The organism is Virgibacillus ainsalahensis (genome assembly GCF_055380755.1).
In genome coordinates this window covers 613,895-633,087 of record NZ_AP043943.1, presented here as the reverse complement: position 1 = coordinate 633,087, position 19,193 = coordinate 613,895, and the positions used below count along the sequence as shown (strand labels likewise).

The 19,193-nt window shown below is 42.8% G+C and carries 18 protein-coding genes; 10 read left to right on the top strand and 8 right to left on the bottom strand.

Annotated elements, in window-relative coordinates; genetic code table 11:
* Positions 1 to 305 precede the first annotated feature (305 nt).
* The 3 genes from ACZ427_RS02925 to ACZ427_RS02915 are packed head-to-tail and all read left to right on the top strand — an operon-like array spanning position 306 to position 2,885.
* Positions 306 to 1,112: an ABC transporter ATP-binding protein gene (locus ACZ427_RS02925; RefSeq protein ID WP_461178223.1), complete on the top strand. Its 807-nt coding sequence runs from the start codon at positions 306 to 308 to the stop codon at positions 1,110 to 1,112.
* A gap of 38 nt (positions 1,113 to 1,150) precedes the next feature.
* Complete coding sequence (locus ACZ427_RS02920) at positions 1,151 to 2,113, top strand: ABC transporter substrate-binding protein (protein ID WP_461178222.1); 963 nt, start codon at positions 1,151 to 1,153, stop codon at positions 2,111 to 2,113.
* Between the two features lies 1 nt (position 2,114).
* A complete protein-coding gene (locus tag ACZ427_RS02915; RefSeq protein WP_461178221.1) occupies positions 2,115 to 2,885 on the top strand; it encodes an ABC transporter permease in 771 nt (256 codons plus the stop codon).
* Between the two features lie 207 nt (positions 2,886 to 3,092).
* On the opposite strand, the gene ACZ427_RS02910 is transcribed toward ACZ427_RS02915, so the two are convergent.
* Positions 3,093 to 3,545 (bottom strand): winged helix-turn-helix transcriptional regulator, encoded by a 453-nt coding sequence (locus ACZ427_RS02910; RefSeq protein ID WP_461178220.1) that lies wholly within the window; start codon positions 3,543 to 3,545, stop codon positions 3,093 to 3,095.
* A gap of 166 nt (positions 3,546 to 3,711) precedes the next feature.
* Here ACZ427_RS02910 and ACZ427_RS02905 point away from each other — a divergent pair, with 166 nt between their 5' ends.
* Positions 3,712 to 4,242 carry a DUF4242 domain-containing protein gene (locus ACZ427_RS02905; protein WP_461178219.1) on the top strand — a complete coding sequence of 177 codons (531 nt, stop codon included), beginning with the start codon at positions 3,712 to 3,714 and terminating at the stop codon, positions 4,240 to 4,242.
* Between the two features lie 15 nt (positions 4,243 to 4,257).
* Positions 4,258 to 5,349, top strand: coding sequence for an acyl-CoA dehydrogenase family protein (locus tag ACZ427_RS02900; RefSeq protein WP_461178218.1), 1,092 nt, complete (start codon positions 4,258 to 4,260; stop codon positions 5,347 to 5,349).
* Between the two features lie 221 nt (positions 5,350 to 5,570).
* On the opposite strand, the gene ACZ427_RS02895 is transcribed toward ACZ427_RS02900, so the two are convergent.
* Complete coding sequence (locus ACZ427_RS02895) at positions 5,571 to 6,128, bottom strand: hypothetical protein (protein ID WP_464883520.1); 558 nt, start codon at positions 6,126 to 6,128, stop codon at positions 5,571 to 5,573.
* A 329-nt stretch (positions 6,129 to 6,457) separates the two neighbouring features.
* Here ACZ427_RS02895 and ACZ427_RS02890 point away from each other — a divergent pair, with 329 nt between their 5' ends.
* Positions 6,458 to 7,756 (top strand): TolB family protein, encoded by a 1,299-nt coding sequence (locus tag ACZ427_RS02890; RefSeq protein WP_464883519.1) that lies wholly within the window; start codon positions 6,458 to 6,460, stop codon positions 7,754 to 7,756.
* Positions 7,757 to 8,012: 256 nt separating this feature from the next.
* Here the strand turns inward: ACZ427_RS02890 and ACZ427_RS02885 are convergent, their stop codons facing one another.
* Together ACZ427_RS02885 and ACZ427_RS02880 are read right to left on the bottom strand one after the other, a co-directional pair.
* Positions 8,013 to 9,419 (bottom strand): DHA2 family efflux MFS transporter permease subunit, encoded by a 1,407-nt coding sequence (locus tag ACZ427_RS02885; RefSeq protein WP_461178215.1) that lies wholly within the window; start codon positions 9,417 to 9,419, stop codon positions 8,013 to 8,015.
* Between the two features lie 298 nt (positions 9,420 to 9,717).
* A complete protein-coding gene (locus ACZ427_RS02880; protein ID WP_461178214.1) occupies positions 9,718 to 10,032 on the bottom strand; it encodes an Rpn family recombination-promoting nuclease/putative transposase in 315 nt (104 codons plus the stop codon).
* A 176-nt stretch (positions 10,033 to 10,208) separates the two neighbouring features.
* On the opposite strand from ACZ427_RS02880, the gene ACZ427_RS02875 reads away from it, so the two are divergent.
* Positions 10,209 to 11,375: a dicarboxylate/amino acid:cation symporter gene (locus ACZ427_RS02875; RefSeq protein ID WP_461178213.1), complete on the top strand. Its 1,167-nt coding sequence runs from the start codon at positions 10,209 to 10,211 to the stop codon at positions 11,373 to 11,375.
* Between the two features lie 37 nt (positions 11,376 to 11,412).
* On the opposite strand, the gene ACZ427_RS02870 is transcribed toward ACZ427_RS02875, so the two are convergent.
* Together ACZ427_RS02870 and ACZ427_RS02865 are read right to left on the bottom strand one after the other, a co-directional pair.
* On the bottom strand, positions 11,413 to 12,174 hold the full coding sequence (locus ACZ427_RS02870) for a transposase (RefSeq protein ID WP_464883518.1): 762 nt from the start codon (positions 12,172 to 12,174) through the stop codon (positions 11,413 to 11,415).
* A gap of 524 nt (positions 12,175 to 12,698) precedes the next feature.
* A complete protein-coding gene (locus ACZ427_RS02865; RefSeq protein WP_461178211.1) occupies positions 12,699 to 14,024 on the bottom strand; it encodes a hypothetical protein in 1,326 nt (441 codons plus the stop codon).
* 394 nt (positions 14,025 to 14,418) lie between these two features.
* On the opposite strand from ACZ427_RS02865, the gene ACZ427_RS02860 reads away from it, so the two are divergent.
* On the top strand, positions 14,419 to 14,655 hold the full coding sequence (locus ACZ427_RS02860) for an alpha/beta-type small acid-soluble spore protein (RefSeq protein ID WP_461178210.1): 237 nt from the start codon (positions 14,419 to 14,421) through the stop codon (positions 14,653 to 14,655).
* Positions 14,656 to 14,721: 66 nt separating this feature from the next.
* Here ACZ427_RS02860 and ACZ427_RS02855 read toward each other — a convergent pair whose 3' ends face one another.
* Positions 14,722 to 14,913: a gamma-type small acid-soluble spore protein gene (locus tag ACZ427_RS02855; RefSeq protein ID WP_461178209.1), complete on the bottom strand. Its 192-nt coding sequence runs from the start codon at positions 14,911 to 14,913 to the stop codon at positions 14,722 to 14,724.
* A gap of 150 nt (positions 14,914 to 15,063) precedes the next feature.
* On the opposite strand from ACZ427_RS02855, the gene ACZ427_RS02850 reads away from it, so the two are divergent.
* Both ACZ427_RS02850 and ACZ427_RS02845 read left to right on the top strand, forming a co-directional pair.
* Positions 15,064 to 16,368 (top strand): lysine N(6)-hydroxylase/L-ornithine N(5)-oxygenase family protein, encoded by a 1,305-nt coding sequence (locus ACZ427_RS02850; RefSeq protein ID WP_461178208.1) that lies wholly within the window; start codon positions 15,064 to 15,066, stop codon positions 16,366 to 16,368.
* 315 nt (positions 16,369 to 16,683) lie between these two features.
* Positions 16,684 to 17,748: a YkvI family membrane protein gene (locus ACZ427_RS02845; RefSeq protein WP_461178361.1), complete on the top strand. Its 1,065-nt coding sequence runs from the start codon at positions 16,684 to 16,686 to the stop codon at positions 17,746 to 17,748.
* 257 nt (positions 17,749 to 18,005) lie between these two features.
* Here the strand turns inward: ACZ427_RS02845 and ACZ427_RS02840 are convergent, their stop codons facing one another.
* Positions 18,006 to 19,193, bottom strand: a complete 1,188-nt coding sequence (locus ACZ427_RS02840; RefSeq protein WP_461178207.1) for an ABC transporter substrate-binding protein — start codon at positions 19,191 to 19,193, stop codon at positions 18,006 to 18,008.

Genomic DNA, 19,193 nt, shown 5'->3' with positions numbered 1-19,193 from the left:
GATGTACTGCGCTCACGCCCAAGTGTACTGCGCTAACTGCCCAGCGTCCTGCGCTCATGGCCCGAGGTACTGCGGTCGTGGCCCAGCGGCCTGCGTTCGGAGCCGATAGTCCGGCGTTCACACATAAAAGTTTGACACCCAGGCCAAGGTTCACGCTTTCCTGGGACAATGAACCTGTCCCTCCGTCCCCCAATTTTGTAAAATAGATTGATTTTTTTAACTTAGTATATTAAAATAACATACATCTAATTCCTACTAATTTTATTTGATTTACATACTTACTATTCTTTTGAGGAGGGATCACGTTGGCTGAAAAATCCAGCAAACCAGAAGAATCCAATAAACCATTGGTTGAGTTACAACAGGTGGATAAACGCTTTGATCGAAATGGCGATCTCGTGCTGGAGGATATCTCTCTTCACGTGCAGAAAGGGGAATTTGTCTCCCTTTTGGGGCAGAGCGGCTGTGGGAAGAGCACGATTCTCAATTTGATTGGTGGCTTTGAAGAACCAACAGCCGGAGAAGTTTATTTGGATAGCGAACCGGTTCGTGAGCCAGGGAGGCACTGTGTCATGCTATTTCAGGATTATGGTCTCCTGCCATGGCGATCTGTGCTGAAAAATGTGGAGCTTGGCCTGGAGCCGATTAACCTGCCGCCGGAAGAAAGGCGTGAGCGGGCGATGGAATATTTGCGGCTGGTAGGTTTGGATAAAAATATCAGCCAGCTGCCTGATGAATTATCGGGCGGGATGAAGCAGCGTGTCGCCATTGCCCGGGCGCTCGCTATGAAACCGGAGCTTATTTTAATGGATGAACCATTTGCGGCACTGGACACGTTCAACCGGTATTACCTTCAGGATGAGCTGCTCCGTCTGCAGGAAAAAGAAGGCACCACGATTGTCCTGGTCACCCACGACATCGATGAAGCGATCTACCTTTCCGACCGTTTATTCATTATGAAACCGCATCCTGGTCGTATCAGCAGGGGACTGAAGGTCGAACTGTCCAAGCCGCGTGATCGGAGCCACAGCGATTTTCAATATTACCGGAAGATCATTTTGGAAGAGTTCCATTTCACCCAGCCGAGACCACAGTCTGACTTTCAAATCTAATATAAAATCTAATATCGTTATAGAATGGAGGAATGCTGATGAAATACGGAAGAAAATCGATCATCCTTCTATGGATCGCATCACTCATTTTCCTCACAGCCTGTGGGAGTCACGCCCATAACCATACCGAAGAAAAGACGACGATAAAGATTGGATACCTGCCAATCACGCATGCTGCACCGGTCTATTTTGAAAAAGAGATGGCCGAGGAATATCTTGGGGATGTAGAGCTGGAACTGGTCAAATTCGGAACGTGGATTGATTTGATGGACGCACTGAATACCGGCCGGATCGACGGGGCGTCTGCGCTAATTGAGCTAGCGATGAAATCACGGGAAAAAGGAATTGACCTGAAAGCAGTCGCTCTCGGGCATAAAGATGGCAATGCTGCAATCGTTTCCCATGATGTGGACGAGGTAGAAGATATGGCCGGTACAAGTGTAGCCATCCCGCACACCCTTTCCTCTCATAATATCCTGATGTCCAGAATGCTCCAGGAGGGCGGTATGAGCTATGATGATGTACATATGGTAGAGATGCCGCCGCCTGAAATGCCTTCTGCACTGGCAACCGGACAGATTTCCAGTTATGTGGTGGCTGAGCCGTTTGGAGCGCTTGGTGTAACACTGGATCAGGGGAAGGTACTCTATCAGTCGGAGGATCTGTGGCCGGGATCGCTGTGCTGTGCCCTCGTGCTGCGTAATGATTTGTTGGAAAATCATCCAGAGCTCACCCAGCAGTTTGTGGATGGATACGTGGCAGCAGGTGAAGAAGCGGGAAAAGATCATGACCACGCCCACGATGTGCATAGGAAATATTTGGACGTCGATGATGAAGCACTGTCACTATCATTGGGGTGGATTTCCTATGATGATCTGAAAATCAAGCGGGAAGACTATGAAATATTGACAGAGAGTTTAATAGATATGGGGCTATCGGACAGTCCCCCTTCATACGAAAAGTTTGTAGACAATTCATGGATTGATGAGGCGATGGAATAGTATGAAAAACAATCAAACCCTTTATAAACTTACAAATATCACCATAGCTTTTATTCTCTTAATCGCCATTTGGCAGCTGGTAATTATTATCGGCGATTATCCGGAAGCCCTTCTTCCCTCCCCCTTAAGTGTGTGGGAAGGCATCCTTTCCCTAATTGCGACTGGCATTATCTTTGAGCACCTGCAAGTGAGCCTGATGCGCTTCGCTGCCGGGTACCTTTCTGCAGTGGTGCTCGCGGTGATTCTTGGTCTCATCCTTGGTCGCACCCGGCGTCTGTGGGAAATCATCGATCCGATTGTCCAAGTACTGCGCCCGGTTGCACCAATTGCCTGGACCCCTTTCATCGTGCTATGGTTCGGAATCGGTGACATGCCGGCGATTGTGATCATTTTCATTGCTGCTTTCTTTCCGGTATTGTTAACAACCGTTTCTGCTGTAAAAAAGGTGGACAATACCTATTTGAAAGTGGCTCAGAATCTCGAGATCAAGCAGCCGCAGCTCATGTACAAAATCATCCTCCCGGCCGCGTTTCCGAGCATTGCCAATGGATTGCACATTGCCATTGGAACCGCCTGGATTTTCCTCGTGGCTGGTGAAATGGTTGGCGCCCAATCTGGCCTCGGCTACTTGATCATCGACTCGCGGAATGCACTCGACCTTGACCTGGTTCTTGCCGGTATTGTGTTTATCGGTATTCTCGGCCTCCTGTTGGACAAGCTCGTTCGTGTATTTGAAACGTGGGTTGGAAAACAATGGGGCGCAGCAAAATAATAGCGAGAAGAAATCCACCATTGAAAACCGGCCGCTATCACTAGAGATGGCGGCCGGTTTTTGTTTGTGTTTCCATATGTGGAGCGACCGGGTCGAAGCTTATTTCACTTACAGCGTTGCACCTGAGCACACGGACTCACAGCTCACCTCACGCCCCGCACTGCACCTGAGCAACCAATCTACAGCATCAATCACGCCGTATCCACACTACATAGAAACTTCCTCTTTCTCATCATATGACTGGACAACGAGTTCATCTGACGCTACATTTTCCGCACAATGCGGGCAATAAAAAGCCGTTTCCACTTCATGCTGGCACGCTTCATGGACAAGCTTCTTATAACATTTTTCCAGATGTTTCCGTCCCCAAAGCAGGAGCGAGTGAAACACTGGTTCCAGGTCACGCCCACTGTCGGTCAGGGTATATTGATATCTTGGCGGGTGGGCTGAATACATGGAAGTCTCGATCAGTCCGCTGTCGGTCAGATATTTCAGCCGATCCGATAATAAATTGGAGGAAATGCCATCCAGTCCTTTCTTTATTTCATTAAACGTCAAGGCGCCCACCAGAATTTCATGAACAATCAGTAATGTCCACCGATCCCCGACGATATTCAATGTCTGTGCAATATTGCACGGCAACTTATAATTTTCCTTCATAAAACCAGTCTCTCCCTTATTAATAAAATTATTTTAAAAAAATTATAACATATTTGATTTTTAAGGTTGATTTTTTGAACCTACTATAATATTATAACCTTAAGCGTTAATTCTTATTAAATCAATATGATTTATCAGCAAACTTATTGTATGAGGAGGATACATCATGGGATTATATTTAGTGGAAACAACTTTTAATGGAGAAGTGAAGGACAGTAATGCACTGGAGGAAAAGGTTTCTTCCCTTAAAGAAACGGTTCAAAAAGAGGACGTAAATCTGATTGAAGTGCAGGCAGCAAAAGACCTGTCCCGCTCTTTTCTAATTTTTGAAACAGAGAAGGATGAAGATGGACTTACGGATGTATTGAAAGATAATGGTGTTCAGGCTGATCTGGTGAAGGCCGTGCGCATTGTCGGAAAAGATCTGGAAGAAGTGAAAAAGCAATCGGGACAGGTGAACTACCTTGTACAGTGGAATCTGCCGGAGGATTTAACCATGGATCAGTATTTGGACCGTAAAAAGAAAAACTCCGTACATTATGCCGAAGTACCGGAAGTATCTTTCGAACGCACCTATGTATGCGAAGATATGTCCAAATGTCTTTGTTTCTATGATGCACCTGATGAAGATTCGGTTAAAAGAGCCCGTGAAGCAGTTAACACACCGCTTGACTCCATCACCGAAATCGGGAAGTAAAAGGAACTACCCCCAATGGAAAAGGAGAGAGATTTCCGTATGATTAAGGAAAACACAACGAGAGCAATAGAAGAATTGGCTCCCCTTCTGCGGGAAGAGTTAAAACCCCTGGTCAGGAAGATCGATACGGAGCATCATTATCCGAAAGATTTTCTACGGCTGTTGGGAAAGAACGGCTACTACACTTCCGATTCGCTGACGGAGAAGGAGGTCTCTCTCCGCGAATTCCAATTGGTGGAAGAAGTATCCAAAACATGCATGACGACCGGATTTTCCCTGTGGTGCCACCTTGCCGCACTGACTTACGTGCGCAACAGCCACAATGATTACTTGAAAAAGGAAATCCTTCCGCGTCTTGAAGACGGCACACTCCTTGCGGGGACGGGACTTTCCAACCCAATGAAGTTTTACGGCGGAGTGGAGAGACTGCTGTTAAAGGCAGAACGAGGGGACGGTGGATACCATATCTCCGGCTCCCTCCCTTCCGTCTCCAACTTGGATGATGGTCACTGGTTCGGCGCAGTTGCCGAAGCAGAGAGCGGCAGACGGGTCATGCTGTTCATCTCATGTGATACGAAGGGACTTATCCTGAAGGAAAAAACTGATTACATGGGAATTAACGGAAGCGCCACCTATGGCTGCCGCTTCAAAGACTGCTTCATCCCGGATGAGTGGGTCATATCAGAGGATGCGGATGCATTTATTGAAAACGTCCGCCCCACCTTCCTGATGTATCAGATCCCCCTAGGACTCGGAGTAACTGCATCATCCATCCAGTCGATCCAGAAAGCCCGCAACAAGCAGGCAGCCTGCAACCAGTATCTGCCGGTGCAGGCGCACAACCTGGAGGAAGAACTCCAGTCCCAGCGGGAAAACGTCTATGACTACATTCAGGAGAACATTGGAAAACTCAGCTGGCATGCCCTGGTTCAACATCGGCTCAACACCACGTACCTGACCTTAAAAGCAGCGAATACAGACATGATCCATAACGGCGGTGCAGGGTACCTGAACGTCAGCCACCCTGCACGCAGATTGCGGGAAACCTACTTCCTCGTCAACCTGACACCAACCGTCAAACACCTGGAAAAAATACTAGCAACGTGAAAAACAGCCAGTATCCTCAAAATAGGATACTGGCTGTTTTTTGGCCGTAGGTGGGACGCGGGGACGGGTTCCTCGTCCCATTCTCTCTGCTTCGAAGGGGTACTTCTATTTATTGTGACCACTGCATGAATGGAACCGGGAAAAAGTGGATGAAAGCGATTCTATCAAAGGGAGTTTGACCGATCGAGAAATCCCGGATTCAACAAAGAAAAATCTATCCTTCAACCATCGGGTTCATTTAATATGTTGTTCAATTTTTCTTTCATTTCGTCTGAGGTAACCACACAACTTGTGAAATAGAATTTCGCCCTAATTTTCAACTCATATTTATTATTAACTTCTTTTGAAAATCCATAGTATTTATGGTTTATATCAATAGGGATAAATTGAAATGATTTTATTTTATTCCAAGCAACAAAACGACTACCGCTAAGTATGCCATCATCTACCACTGCAAATAGATTTAGTAAATTATAGGAATGGGCCATTGGCAGTAATAACAACATGTAAAGTGACCAATCAAATAATTGTAAAAATACGCCTAAGCAAAACATACAAATCACAAAAAGAAGCAAAAGGGAATAAATAATAATTCCAGCTTTTTGCTTAGAATATGTCGGGAAATCTACTTTCTTTTCGGGATGTTTTCTAATCGCATCGATTTCTTCATTTGTTGTAGGTAGAATAACACGTTGCCTCATTTTCATCATGACTTGAATAAACTTATAGCTGACGTAACCGATACCAATTAAAAATAGTATATTTATAAAAAACATCATTAAAATCCCCACTTTACTTTTATACTCGGGTCCTGTCCCCGCGTCACCCTACTTCAAATCTGCGAGCATTTTTATCCTATTATAACATACAGAACACGCGGGGTGGGGGTCGCAGGGACAGGTCCCTCGTCCCATTTGAGGTGAAGAGAAGCCATTTCCATACACAGGAACGCATGAGTAAAGACCAAAAAAATTCATCAAGAAACAAACGTGGTCAATCAAGCTCCCCGGTTCCACTCAATCTTCAACCCCCCGGGACAATGTACCTGTCCCCTTGTCCCATATGTTAAGATTGAAAGTAAACTAGAAATGTAGAATCGGGGGGTTGTATGTTGAAGCGAAACCGCATATTAAAAGTATCCATCGCAATTGTTATGCTGCTTTTTCTAAGCTTGTTAACGTATGGAATTCTTCGGGATGATGATCCATATAAGGATTTTACAGGAATCGGGGAAGGTATCTCCGTGTCACCTGATGACCAGGACATCGTGTTTTCGTATTATGTTGACGGCGACGAAGCGATTTATACGGCAAATGTGGATGGGACGAATGTGAAAAAAATAGCTGGGAGTGAAGATCAGCGGCTCCATCATCCAAGATTTTCATCAGATGGGGAGCAGCTGCTTTACTTGGCAAAAGATGCGGAAGGAATCAATTCACTGTTTGCCATGAATAGTAACGGAAATGACCGGGTACAGTTGACAGATGCAGACAGTCATGTGGTTGATGCCGTCTTTTCCCCTTCTGCTGAAACCGTTTATTTTATTGGTATGGAAGCTGAAGAATTCAAAAAATCAGAAGGGGAGACAAAAGAAGGTTTTGATCTGTTTTCGATTGCGGCAAATGGCGAAAATACCGTTCAATTAACGGATAAAGACCATTTCTCTATGAACAGCCTCTCTGCCTCATCGGATGGGGAACAGCTTTTTTACAGTGAATTTGATGGGAATGGAGAGGTCATTCGCAGCTTTTCTCTGGAAAACAATAAGGTCGAATCAACAATGATACCGACAGGATTAAGCTCTTCCTATTCTTCACAACTATCACCGGATGGAGAGAAAATGGCTTTTACCGCTGTTTCCGAAGAATCGCGGGATAGCTCTCTTTTTGAATATGAACTATTTTTAATGGACACCAATAACCGAGAATCCCAAAGGCTGACAGATTTGAATGCCGCTGTGGATTCCCCGTCCTTTTTCCATCATCAGGATAAAATCTTATTTCTCGAAAACACAAGTTGGCCGAGTGATCCCGCCCAGTACCGTATGCGTACGATTAACTTTGACGGCAACGATCTGGCAACCGTCGACCTCGATGTTCCTGAGGCACAAGGTGGTTCGGACTTTACGAAACTCCTGGATCAAGTGGTGAACAGTTACACCATTGCGACACTTTATATCCTGCTTTTAGGGTTGGTAACGATGTTTCTCCACTTTAATAAGAAAAAAACCTATTTACCTTCGATTGTAAGCTTGAGTGTTGCAGTCATCGTATTTATCAGCAGTTTCGTTGTCGCAGGGCTGGGGAATCCATGGGCTGGCATAGGAATTGGCATGTTGGCAGCTGCGCTATTCATTTGTTCCCTTATCGTACTCGTATTCGCATTTATTTTGAAACGAATGTTTTAGGGACACAGGGACAGGTCCCTCGTCCCGTTCATTCGTTGGTCTAGAGCGAAAGAAGATTACTTCTAAGTACATGAGTGAAGCCCGGAAAAAAATGGGGAAAAGAGAATCTATTCCATCAAGAAATGAAATGAGTTTGACCAATCAACACCCCCAGATTTAGAGAACTTAGCTTTTCTCCACCCTTTGTGACAATGGCCTTAGCCCGAACTTATGCAGTTAAGAAATTAAAATCTTTCTTAACTGCCAAAAGGGAAATCTAGTCTTCATGCCCCTGGGACAAGGGACCTGTCCCCTTGTCCCGCAGTATAAGTGACACCAAAGCGCCAATTAAGGAAATGGCACTCATGACTATAAATGCATATTTTATTCCCCAAAACGTAGCAACCTCATAGGATTCATCCATCTGATTGGTAGTAATGCTGATAATGGTCGTCAACATAATAACGCCAAAAGCCAGTCCAAACTGCCTGACCGTATTCCCTATTGCAGAGGCATGAGAGATTTCGGATGTTTGTAAACTGTTAAATCCTAAGGTAACGAGCGGCATCATGGTTAATCCAATACCCATCATAAATATACAGAAGTAAAACATGATGAGATAAGGTGAGTTATCCGCTCCCAACGTACTGAACAATATACTGGATAGCAGAATCAACAAGAATCCTATCATAATGATGCGCTTTCCTCCGTATTTATCAAATAAATTACCAGCAATTAATGACATAACGGAAAGTATGATTGTCCCGGGAACTAATACAAATCCCGAGAGAAATGCACTTGTCCCTAACACCTCCTGAGAAAACATAGGAAGTATTGTTTCCATCGCCAATAACAACATAGCAACAACGAAAACAAGAAGTGTTGATAAAGAGAACATCTTTTCCCTAAAAACATCCAAATTAAGTACAGGTGGATCTATTGTCATTTGCCTTTTCACAAAAATGCCCAGCATGACAATACCTAATATAATCGTTGTTATGACACTCCAATGCGTAAATCCTAAAACACTAATATTGCTCATTCCAAATATCATACTGGAAAAACCAATACCTGACAGAACCAATGAAAACATATCCAATTTGGACTTACGCTGTTCTGTGACATTTTTCATAAATAACGTGGCTAGAACAAGTATGGCGAGCGATAGGAAAAGCATGATCCAAAAAAGCGCCCTCCAGTTATAAAGATCAATAATAATTCCAGATAGAGATGGCGCTGAGGCCGGGGCAACATTCACAACTAACCCTAATAGCCCCAACGCAAACCCTCTTTTTTCAAATGGAAAAACGGCCAGTAAAATCGTTTGAACCAGTGGGACCATTATCCCCGCACCTACCGCCTGAATGACTCTTGAAAAAATTAATACAATAAAATTAGGGGAAATAAGAGCGACAACCGTTCCAATAACAAAAAAAACTAGTGATATAATCACCAGAAATCGCGCGGAATAAGTATCAGATAAATATCCTGTCATCGGAATGAACACAACAGTCGTTAATAAGAATGCAGTTGTTAACCACTGAACCTGCGTAGCATTAATAGAAAACTCCTGCATAATGGTAGGATAAGCTGTAATTAACAAAAACTGACTAAACGTAAACAAAAAAGTCGTAGCTAGCACAATTGCAATGATTACTTTACTTGATGATTCACTATAAGCCATTTAACCTTCATTTCCTTTCTATAGGGGGACGCAGGGACAGGTTCATTGTCCCAGTCGCGTCCGGTAGCTTCGCCTGAATGTGCGTGTATATCGACTGAATCTTGTATGACATCTCCTGAATATGATGGTACATCGACTGAATCTTACTAGACATCTCCTGAATCTAGTGAAACATCGGCCCAATCTTAAGGGCCATCACCCGAACCTTAAGGATTATCACCTAAAAATCAGCACGCATCTCCCGAATCTGGTAAACCATTGACCGAAAGTCAACGCACATCGACACAATCCCGGCCCACTAATAAATTGAGCGATTAATCATATCATATTGGTTCGTGAACTGAATTTCTACATTAATCCATTCCCCTGCATTTGTGACGACTAGAAGGTCAAGCCTGGATTGTTTATCATTTGCATACGCGCCACCAGCTTCCGTATTGGAGAAAGTAATGTCCGTAATACGGTCATGCCCTGTTCTTTGCAAAATGGTATTGAGAAATACGACGGTAATGTCCTTATTCTTTTCACTTCCGAATAGCTGTTTGAATGCGTAATCTACTTTAAGATCCATCAGTCGTTCAAGTGGTATTCGTTTCAATACTTTCGCCTGCATGATGCACTTCATGCCATTTCAGTTACCATCATTATAACATCTTTAAATAAGGAGGAGAATAATATTTGCCGGGGGACGAGGAACCTGTCCCTGTGTCCCGAAAAAGAAGTTAGACTATTTGCGAAAATTTTTGTACAATAGGTTGCATGACATTTTTGCAAAAGAGGAGATTTACGATGAAAGGATTTGGGTTACTATTAAAAATTATAATTGCAATTAGCTTAGGTATCGCAATAGGTTCATTTGCAAATGAATGGTTTATTCGATTATTTGCAACCTTTAATGGCTTATTCGGCAACTTCCTGGGATTTATTATTCCTCTGATTATTATTGGTTTCATTGCACCAGGTATTGGTTCCATGGGCCGTGGAGCCGGCAAGCTGCTCGGTTTAACTGCGATCATCGCGTATTCCTCGACAGTTTTAGCTGGTATCTTTGCTTTTCTGGCAGCAAAAGGTATTTATCCTTCTTTACTAAATGGCCAGTCCCTGCAAGCTTTCACAGACCCGACAGAAGGGTTAAGTACCAGTTTTTTCGAAGTTGAAATGGCGCCACCTATGGGAGTAATGACCGCACTGCTGCTTTCATTTATAATTGGAATTGGTGTTGCAGTCGTTAAAGGGGATACCTTGTTTAAATTAACGACAGATTTTCGTGATATTATCCAATTAGTTATCGAAAAAGTGATTATTCCATTATTGCCGTTTCATATTTTCGGAATTTTTGCGAATATGACCTATACAGGCCAGGTTGGTACCATATTAAGTGTATTTGCTAAAGTGTTTGTGATGATTCTTATTTTGCACCTTCTGTACGTATCGATTCAGTATACGATTGCAGGAACTTTAAGCAAACAAAATCCATTCAGTATGTTGAAAAAAATGGCACCAGCATATTTCACAGCACTTGGAACACAGTCATCTGCAGCAACTATCCCAGTAACACTTGAACGTTCTAAAAAATTAAAGCTGCGGGAAAGTATTGCCGATTTTACAGTTCCATTACTTGCTAATATTCACTTATCAGGAAGTACAATTACAATTGTAAGCTGTGCGTTAGCAGTTATGTTCCTTCAAGGGGATGTAGCTACCTTCACTTCCGTCCTGCCCTTCATACTAATGCTCGGTATAACAATGATCGCAGCACCTGGCGTACCGGGAGGAGCTGTTATGGCGAGTATCGGGCTGCTTGAAACCATGTTGGGCTTTGACCAGACAATGATTTCCCTTATGATTGCACTATACCTTGCCCAAGATAGCCTGGGAACTGCATGTAACGTCACTGGAGATGGAGCAATCACATCCATGACAGACTCCTTAAGTAAACGCGCTAACATGACATAGGGGGACACAGGGACAGGTCCCTCGTCCCCCCCACACATCAGCGAACCCGATGGATTACACTTTTTGATATTCCTGTTATTCGCGATAACTGTCTGATTGTCACACCATCCAGTGCTTTAAGCTTTATTAGTATGTCATCCCTGTCTTCTTTTTCCATTTGCTGAAGTTGACTCGTATTTAGTATTCCAAATTGATATAAATCTCCCCTTACTTCATCATCCGTCTTTCTTACTTTAATCGTATCTTCTAAACATTGATCATCATTAGGTTGCTGCATGTATTCTATATATAATTGAATTGCCTTTCTTCTATCCAAAGAAATTAAATCAAGTCCATAATCAATATCCACGATGTCCTGTTTATAGAAATACTCATTCACACTTGTCCATTTACTTGAAAATACGTCTTTTGCCAATCCTGCCTTTATTGGGTTTTGATGAATATACCTGAGAACCGTTAAAAAAGAACGGGGATTTTCTACATTTTCGCTCTTATATCGCCCCTGAAATAAATGCCCCGACCGCTCGTATTTCATATTGTACCAATACACATAGCTTGAACTAATTCGCTTGATGGCCATTGAAAGACTCTCTTCCGACTCTTTTAATAATAAATGAATGTGATTATCCATCAAACAGTAACTGTAAATCAGGTATTGACTGATGTCCTGATACTTTTTTAATGTCTCTAAAAATCGTCTTCTGTCCTCATCATCCTCGAATATCGTTTGTCTATTAATCCCTCTCAACATAATATGATAAATACCACTACGGCTCTGCTTCCTCGCTACCCTTGGCATTAACTATTTCGCCATCCTTTTTCGCCCGTATTTTAATCGAATACGAAATACAACCATCGCCATTCACAGCATCCTTTCTACTATCAACGATTAGATAGATAAAAGGTATTCTAAAACGTAAAACTTGTCAAAGAGCTAAAATTTAAAAATAAAACGCATGTGAACAGTGATTTTATCATTTTCTCCTAAAGGAAATGGAATTTTATAAGCTATAATGTGGCCTGAAATTCGAAATTGATGATTTTGGGGGACGCGGGGACAGGTTCCTTGTCCCCCCACCCGGAAGCAATCGTGAAGATGTTCCAAGGGGATTAAAAAAAGTGGAAGAATAGCCGTACTAGGTTGCCAGAACAGCTAATAGCCAAATCATATGTCGCTTCGGGAGCGGTAACGTTTTTATTGTGTAAACGACTGATGAAGCCTGAAAAAAAGGGAAAAAGTGAATCTATCAAGTAACGAGTTTTGACCATTCAAGAACTCCGGATTCAATCTATTTTTCCCCGACTGGGACAAGGGACCTGTCCCTATGTCCCTTCCCTTTCATTCCATTTTTCTATATTTCCGTATCTCCAAATGAAGGTTCTTTTCAAAAAGCTGTAAATGCTGTCAACACGTCTGCAGACTTTTAATAATTCCGCTTCGGTTGTGATGTTTTCGATATCAGGTAGAAATTCTGGTAAATAGATAGACATTAAATTGCTGCTGTATTCCACAGCAACATCCCAATTCCGCTCGGTCAGTGGCCTGATTAGTTTGAGAACTTGGTTTAACTCTTCCTGTGACGGCTCGCCGGCCGTATAAACATCATATGCTTCCACCGTTGAATGATAATCATAAAATGTTTTTTTCGATCCATGCCCACTTGGAACAAGGTAAAAATTATTCGACACGTTTGTATCTGTGTCCATCCCTTTTTGTATCGAAGGGATAGCCAGCTTATATAACACACCAATCCCTTTGGTTTCTTCTTTATACACGTTTTTATTTTGCTTAAAAACATACGCGATATCATCAGTAAGGGTTTGTTCGATGGGATGAATTGCTTCATAGCATCTTTTGATTTTTACCTTTTCATCGTCAGAAGCATCAAATAACAATTGTTTTGTAAATGAATTGTTTAATGTTTCCCTCGTCCTGTAATCGGTATGGATGAATGAAGTGTTCCAATAATGAAGTAAACCTTGATAGATTGCTAGACTATCCTTGCCCTTACTGTGTTTCGATTTCCAAAGTAAACCATATACGATCACAGCCCCACCAAAAATAATACTTACTGCTGCAGTTTCCCCGCCGCCGATGATTCCCAGTGACAAAAGAAGCGCACCAAAAAATATAATATAAAGCTTCATCGAGCGTTTTTCTTTCTTCTGCTCCTTATCCAGTTCACCCCAACCGAGCCAACTTCCTATCTTCCCATAGACGGTGGGGCGCTCAGGAATCCGAAATTCAGGAAGTTCGTGAAAACCCTCAATTTCAGGATATGCCTCTCTTAAACCCTCCTCTAATATCGTGGCAAAATCAGTGCTATTCGCTTCTACAATACGTTCTAATTCTCTCATGTTTAAGCCAGCCTTGTTCTTAACCCTTTTTCCCAGCCATCCCTGAAACTCAATATATCCCCATATCAAATAAAACAATAAAGAATAGCCAATAAAAAGTATTAGTGCAATAACCAAATGAGAAGCAACTTCATTCAGCCCGGTAAATACACCCAAAATACTGATGAAAGCCTGAAAGATAAAAACACCTATCAGTCCCCGGGAAAAATAATAAAGGGACCCCTTTCGTTTCAGCTTATAATATCCTGCAAGACCTTTTAAGTTATTTATCTGTCTTTTTGATAAATCCATAGCTTAACACCTCTCCCTTGCTCCGGGGGACGCGGGGACAGGTCCCTTGTCCCACTTCAGAAGCGATATGTGAAGGTGACACCAATGAGGGGGAAGAATAACTTTTCACTAGGGTAACTGAAACGATAATTGGCAGTCAACCACTTTCTCCGGAAAAAACTGGTAACAAGAGAATCATCAGGAAATGGGTTTGACCAGTCAAAAAAGCCAGATTTTATAAAACTTTGTTTTGCTAAGCCTTTGCGGCAAAGTCTTTAGCCTGAATTTATACAGTAAGAAAACTTTATACTTTATTAACTACCCTTCAACCTTCTGGGACAAGGAACCTGTCCCTCCGTCCCCCTTGGGTAAGCTTCGACTTTTTGGAAACCCTATTGGATAAGGGAGGGATATAATGACGAAAGAGAAATTAAATCAACTAAAAGGGAAGGTCATGAGAGCTGAAGGATATGATGTGAACAGCGCTAACCCTGATGATGTAAAATACGAAATTGCAAAAGAACGAGGAATTCCATTAGAAAAAAAGAACAATGGGCAACTTACTTCAGAGCAAGCAGGGAAAGTCGGAGGACCGATTGGCGGTAATATGGTCAAAGATATGGTTAAAATGGCTCAAGCTAAAATGAAATAGGAATGAATGCTGCTGGTCCTACAAGATTAACCAGCAGCATTTTTTGCCTGGATAGTTGGAGGATTTTTATTGCTGGTTTTTCTTTCGGATATCTTCACTATTCGTATCACTATAGCTCCCTGTGCCATGTCCGCCTGTAGTTCTTGCAAGCCACGCTTTCGCTTCATTATATGACATGCCAGATTGCTCATTTTGCTTTTTTATTGCCTCAATGTCCGTTCCAGCCACTGTTAATTTTTTGTTGTTATTTTCATCCATAAAAGCACCTCTTTTTCGTATGGCTTTACTTTTCCCAAAAAAGTTATGTTTATGTGGGACAAGGGACCTGTCCCTGTGTCCCAAGCATAATATCTGATGGGATGGTTAGATTAAAATAGGAAGCATTTTAATAGAGGGGGAGTGGATGAGATGTCGAGGGAATTATACGATATTATTGGCATTGGTATTGGGCCTTATAACCTTGGATTAGCGGCGCTTCTTGAGTATACGCCGGAACTTGATGCTGTGTTTTTTGATAAAACTCCAAAGTTTGAATGGCATCCTGGAATGTTAATTGAGCATACTGATTTGACAATCCCTTTTTTAGCGGATCTTGTCACGTTTGCTGATCCGACAAGCAAGTTCACGTATGTTAACTATTTACATGAAAAAAATCGACTTTATGAGTTCTATTTCTTAACCAAGTTCCATGTCCCGCGTCAGGAATATAATGATTACTTACAGTGGGTCGCAAACCAATTGGAGACACTGTATTTCGGTTATGAAGTAGTGGATGTGATTGACCATAAAGAGGCCGAACAGCCTCATTATGAAGTTGTAGTAGAAGAAATCTCGACAAAAAAGCGAACCGCTTACTTCACAAAAAATGTGGCAATGGCAACTGGCAGTGAGCCCTTCGTTTTGGATGCAATGAAAGGACATCCAAAAGGAGATGTGTTACATACGAGCCGGTACATGTTTGAAAAGGAAAGCTTGGTTCAATCCCCTCATATTACGGTAGTAGGCGCCGGGCAGAGCGGCGTAGAGGTACTTCTTGATCTGTTGAAGGAACAGGAAAATAAAGAATTTCAATTGACGTTATTCTCACGGTCCAGCGGGCTGTTTCAACTGGAAAAAGCAAAATTTGCCCAGGAATATTTCTCACCTGATTTTGTGGATTATTTCCATTCCCTTAACTTTAAGCAGCGGAATGACACATTGGAAACCTTAGGATCTCTAAGAAAAGGGATTAACCCAGATACGCTGAAGGAATTATATGAGACGCTTTATCATAAGACGATTGGGCAAAAGAAGCAACCGGTAACGATCCAGCCGAACACAGAAGTGAAGAATCTAAGTAAAAAGAATGACAACTATGTCTTGCATTGTCATCAATGGCAAAAAGATAATTCCTTTGACTATGAAACGAATAAGGTTATCTTGGCAACAGGGTATAAACCCCATATCCCTGACTGGTTCTACGATCGTTTTCAAGACAAAATTGAGTGGGAAGACGACGACCGTTACAAAGTCACCCGAGATTATCAACTCATTTTCAATGATAACCGGGACCATCATTTTTTCACTTTAACGAACTTGGAGCATTCCCATGGAACAGCAGCTACAAATTTAGGCTTATCCGTCCAAAGGAACATTCAAATCATCAACTTACTCGCCAGACGAGAAGTATATCAAAACAAACGAAACACCATCTTCCAACAATTTGAAATGTAGGGGGACGGGGGGACAGGTCCCTTGTCCCCCTCCCCTCCAGTCCATTCTTTAGTTTAGGGCGAAATTTGGTTACTTCTATTTATTGTACCAACAAGTAAGTGGAGCCCGGAAAAAAATAGAAGAAAAGAAAATCTAGGAAGAAATGTGTTTGACCGATTCAATCCCCAAAGTTTAATTCACTCCCCCTGGGACAAGGAACCTGTCCCCGCGTCCCCCTTCATTAGACGCGACTTGGGAGTTGTGATTTAATATATAATGTGAATGCAAGATACAGCCGACATCAATAAACACCCAAGGAGGGCAAGCATGCAGAAAATAAAAGAAATCATTAAGATTGGCAGCGCCTTTATTGGAATAATCGTCGGCGCGGGATTCGCTTCCGGACAGGAAGTTGTTCAATATTTTACCAGTTTCGGGATGATGGGGATCATTGGCGGAATTCTGGCTACAGCATTATTTGCCTTTCTCGGTATGACGCTGACAAGGATCGGCAGCCGGCTGCATACCACATCCCATAAAGATGCCGTCTATCAGATCAGTGGGCGCTTTTTTGGAACGATCATTGACTATGTACTAATCTTTACTTTATTTGGTGTAGGCGTGGTTATGATAGCAGGCGCAGGATCCAACCTGAACCAGCAATTCGGGTTGCCACATATCTTCGGCACCACCTTAATGGTCGTTCTTATCTACCTTATTGGCATTCTAAATGTAGATAGAGTTATTGCCGTGATTGGAAGTATCACCCCGTTTTTAATCGTGTTCGTTGTGATTATTTCCGTTTACAGCATATTTTCCATCAACGGTTCATTAACAGAGCTGGAGCCCATCGCCAAAGCACAGCCTACAACATTGCCAAACTGGTTCATCTCCAGCATCAACTATGTTTCGTTTAACACCGCTGTCGGTGCTTCGATGGCCCTTGTCATGGGCGGAGCGGAGAGGAATGAACGAACCGCTTCCCTCGGTGGACTTGCAGGCGGGCTTGGAATCGGCATCCTGATCGTGCTTAGCCACCTGGCGATTTTCTCCAAAATTGATGTAGTTGAAGGCATGGAACTTCCTATGCTCGGAATTGTGAGTGAAATTTCACCGTTCCTGGGAATTCTCATGTCCATCGTATTATTCGGGATGATTTTCAATACGGCTACAAGTATGTTCTTTTCGTTTTCCGCAAGATTCATGAAAATGGACACAAAAAAATTCAACAGGTTTCTGATGATCACACTGGTTGCAGCATATATGGCAAGCTTCCTCGGATTCACCGACCTTGTCAGCTTCTTCTATCCACTGATTGGCTATCTCGGTCTATTCCTGATTGGTGTCCTTACATACACAGCATTCCGGTTAAAAGCGATGCAGAAAAAACAACGATTATAGGGACACAGGGACAGGTACCTTGTCCCATTTATTTGTTGGTTCAGGGTAGAAGGAAATTGCTTCTATTATTACAAACACACGAGTGAAGACTAGAAAAAATTGGCCGGCTTGAGCCCGGTTCAATACCGAGATCACACCAGCCAAATGGTTGCTTCATATAAACTCTAACTTTTGAGGGGCACATCAACGCTCTGACTCCAATTTTCGGGCAGCTCACCCTCATCCTTTGGGACAAGGAACCTCCCTGTGTCCCCCTGTTATTCGCCGTCGTACGGTACAATTTCTGCATCTTCAACAGACCCGTATCTGGTATCTATTTCAAATCCACCAGCTTCATCAATCGACGGGATAACATAAACCTTCTTATCTTCTGGAAGGTTATCCAGCCCTTCCTGCATATGTTCTCGGATTACTTCGGCATCATCGACATTTCCTGCCGCCTTCATTGCCTCTACAAAAATATACATGGCCAGATAATGAAAACCTGCTTCAGATCCGGGGTCCTCCCCATGTTCATCCCTGTACTTTTCCACAAATTCCGCGGTTCCCGGATAATCTGAATCGACCAATGGCATCGTACCAATGGCACCTTCAAATGGCTCATATGACTCAGACTCTGTGACATTTTTCATTTCATCCAGTTTTGCCTGATCCATGATAATAAAACCGCCTTCAAATCCAAGATCCCTGGCCTGTTGTGCAACCTTCGCGGTCGGTTCTGAAGCTCCGCCGATAAACAGGACATCTGGATCCTCTTCCAATGCATTCGTCAGAAAGGTAAAGTAATCCGTATCCTTAGAAAAATCAATGGAAGAATTATATACCACCTCTCCCCCTTTATTTTCCCAGTGGGGCAGCAGTGCTTCCGCCCAATCCTTGCCGTACTGGGTTACTGGAGGAAGAGCAGCCAGTTTGTCTCCAAACCTTTCCATCGAATAATTGGTGAATGGCTCTATATAGCCATCATAACTCGGCGGAATCCTAACAGTAAGCGAATTTCCCTCTTCTGTGACTGCTGGTTCACTGGAATAGGCTCCTATCAAGAATTTTTCCTGCTCATTGAATACCTGTAAGGCGGAAATCCCCCCACTATGTGGTGTAAAAATAATCGGGGTCTCATCCTCTTGGACCATTCTTCTGGCATTTGCAGCCGTTTCATTCGGTAAATATTTGTCATCGAGGGAGACCACATTCAACGTATAAGTTTCCCCATTTACTTCGAAACCCTCTTCATTTATTTCCTTCGCGGCAAGGTTCAGCCCATTCAAAGTATTCTCTCCGTAATATGCTGCAGATCCGCTTAGCGGACCACTGTACCCAATATTAACGACATTTTCGCCATTAACTGCTTCAGCATCCTCTTCGGTGTTCCCTGCAGAATCAATGCAAGCTGATAGTAAAAATAGAATAAACCCTAATACCAACAGAAATCTAGCACGTTTCAT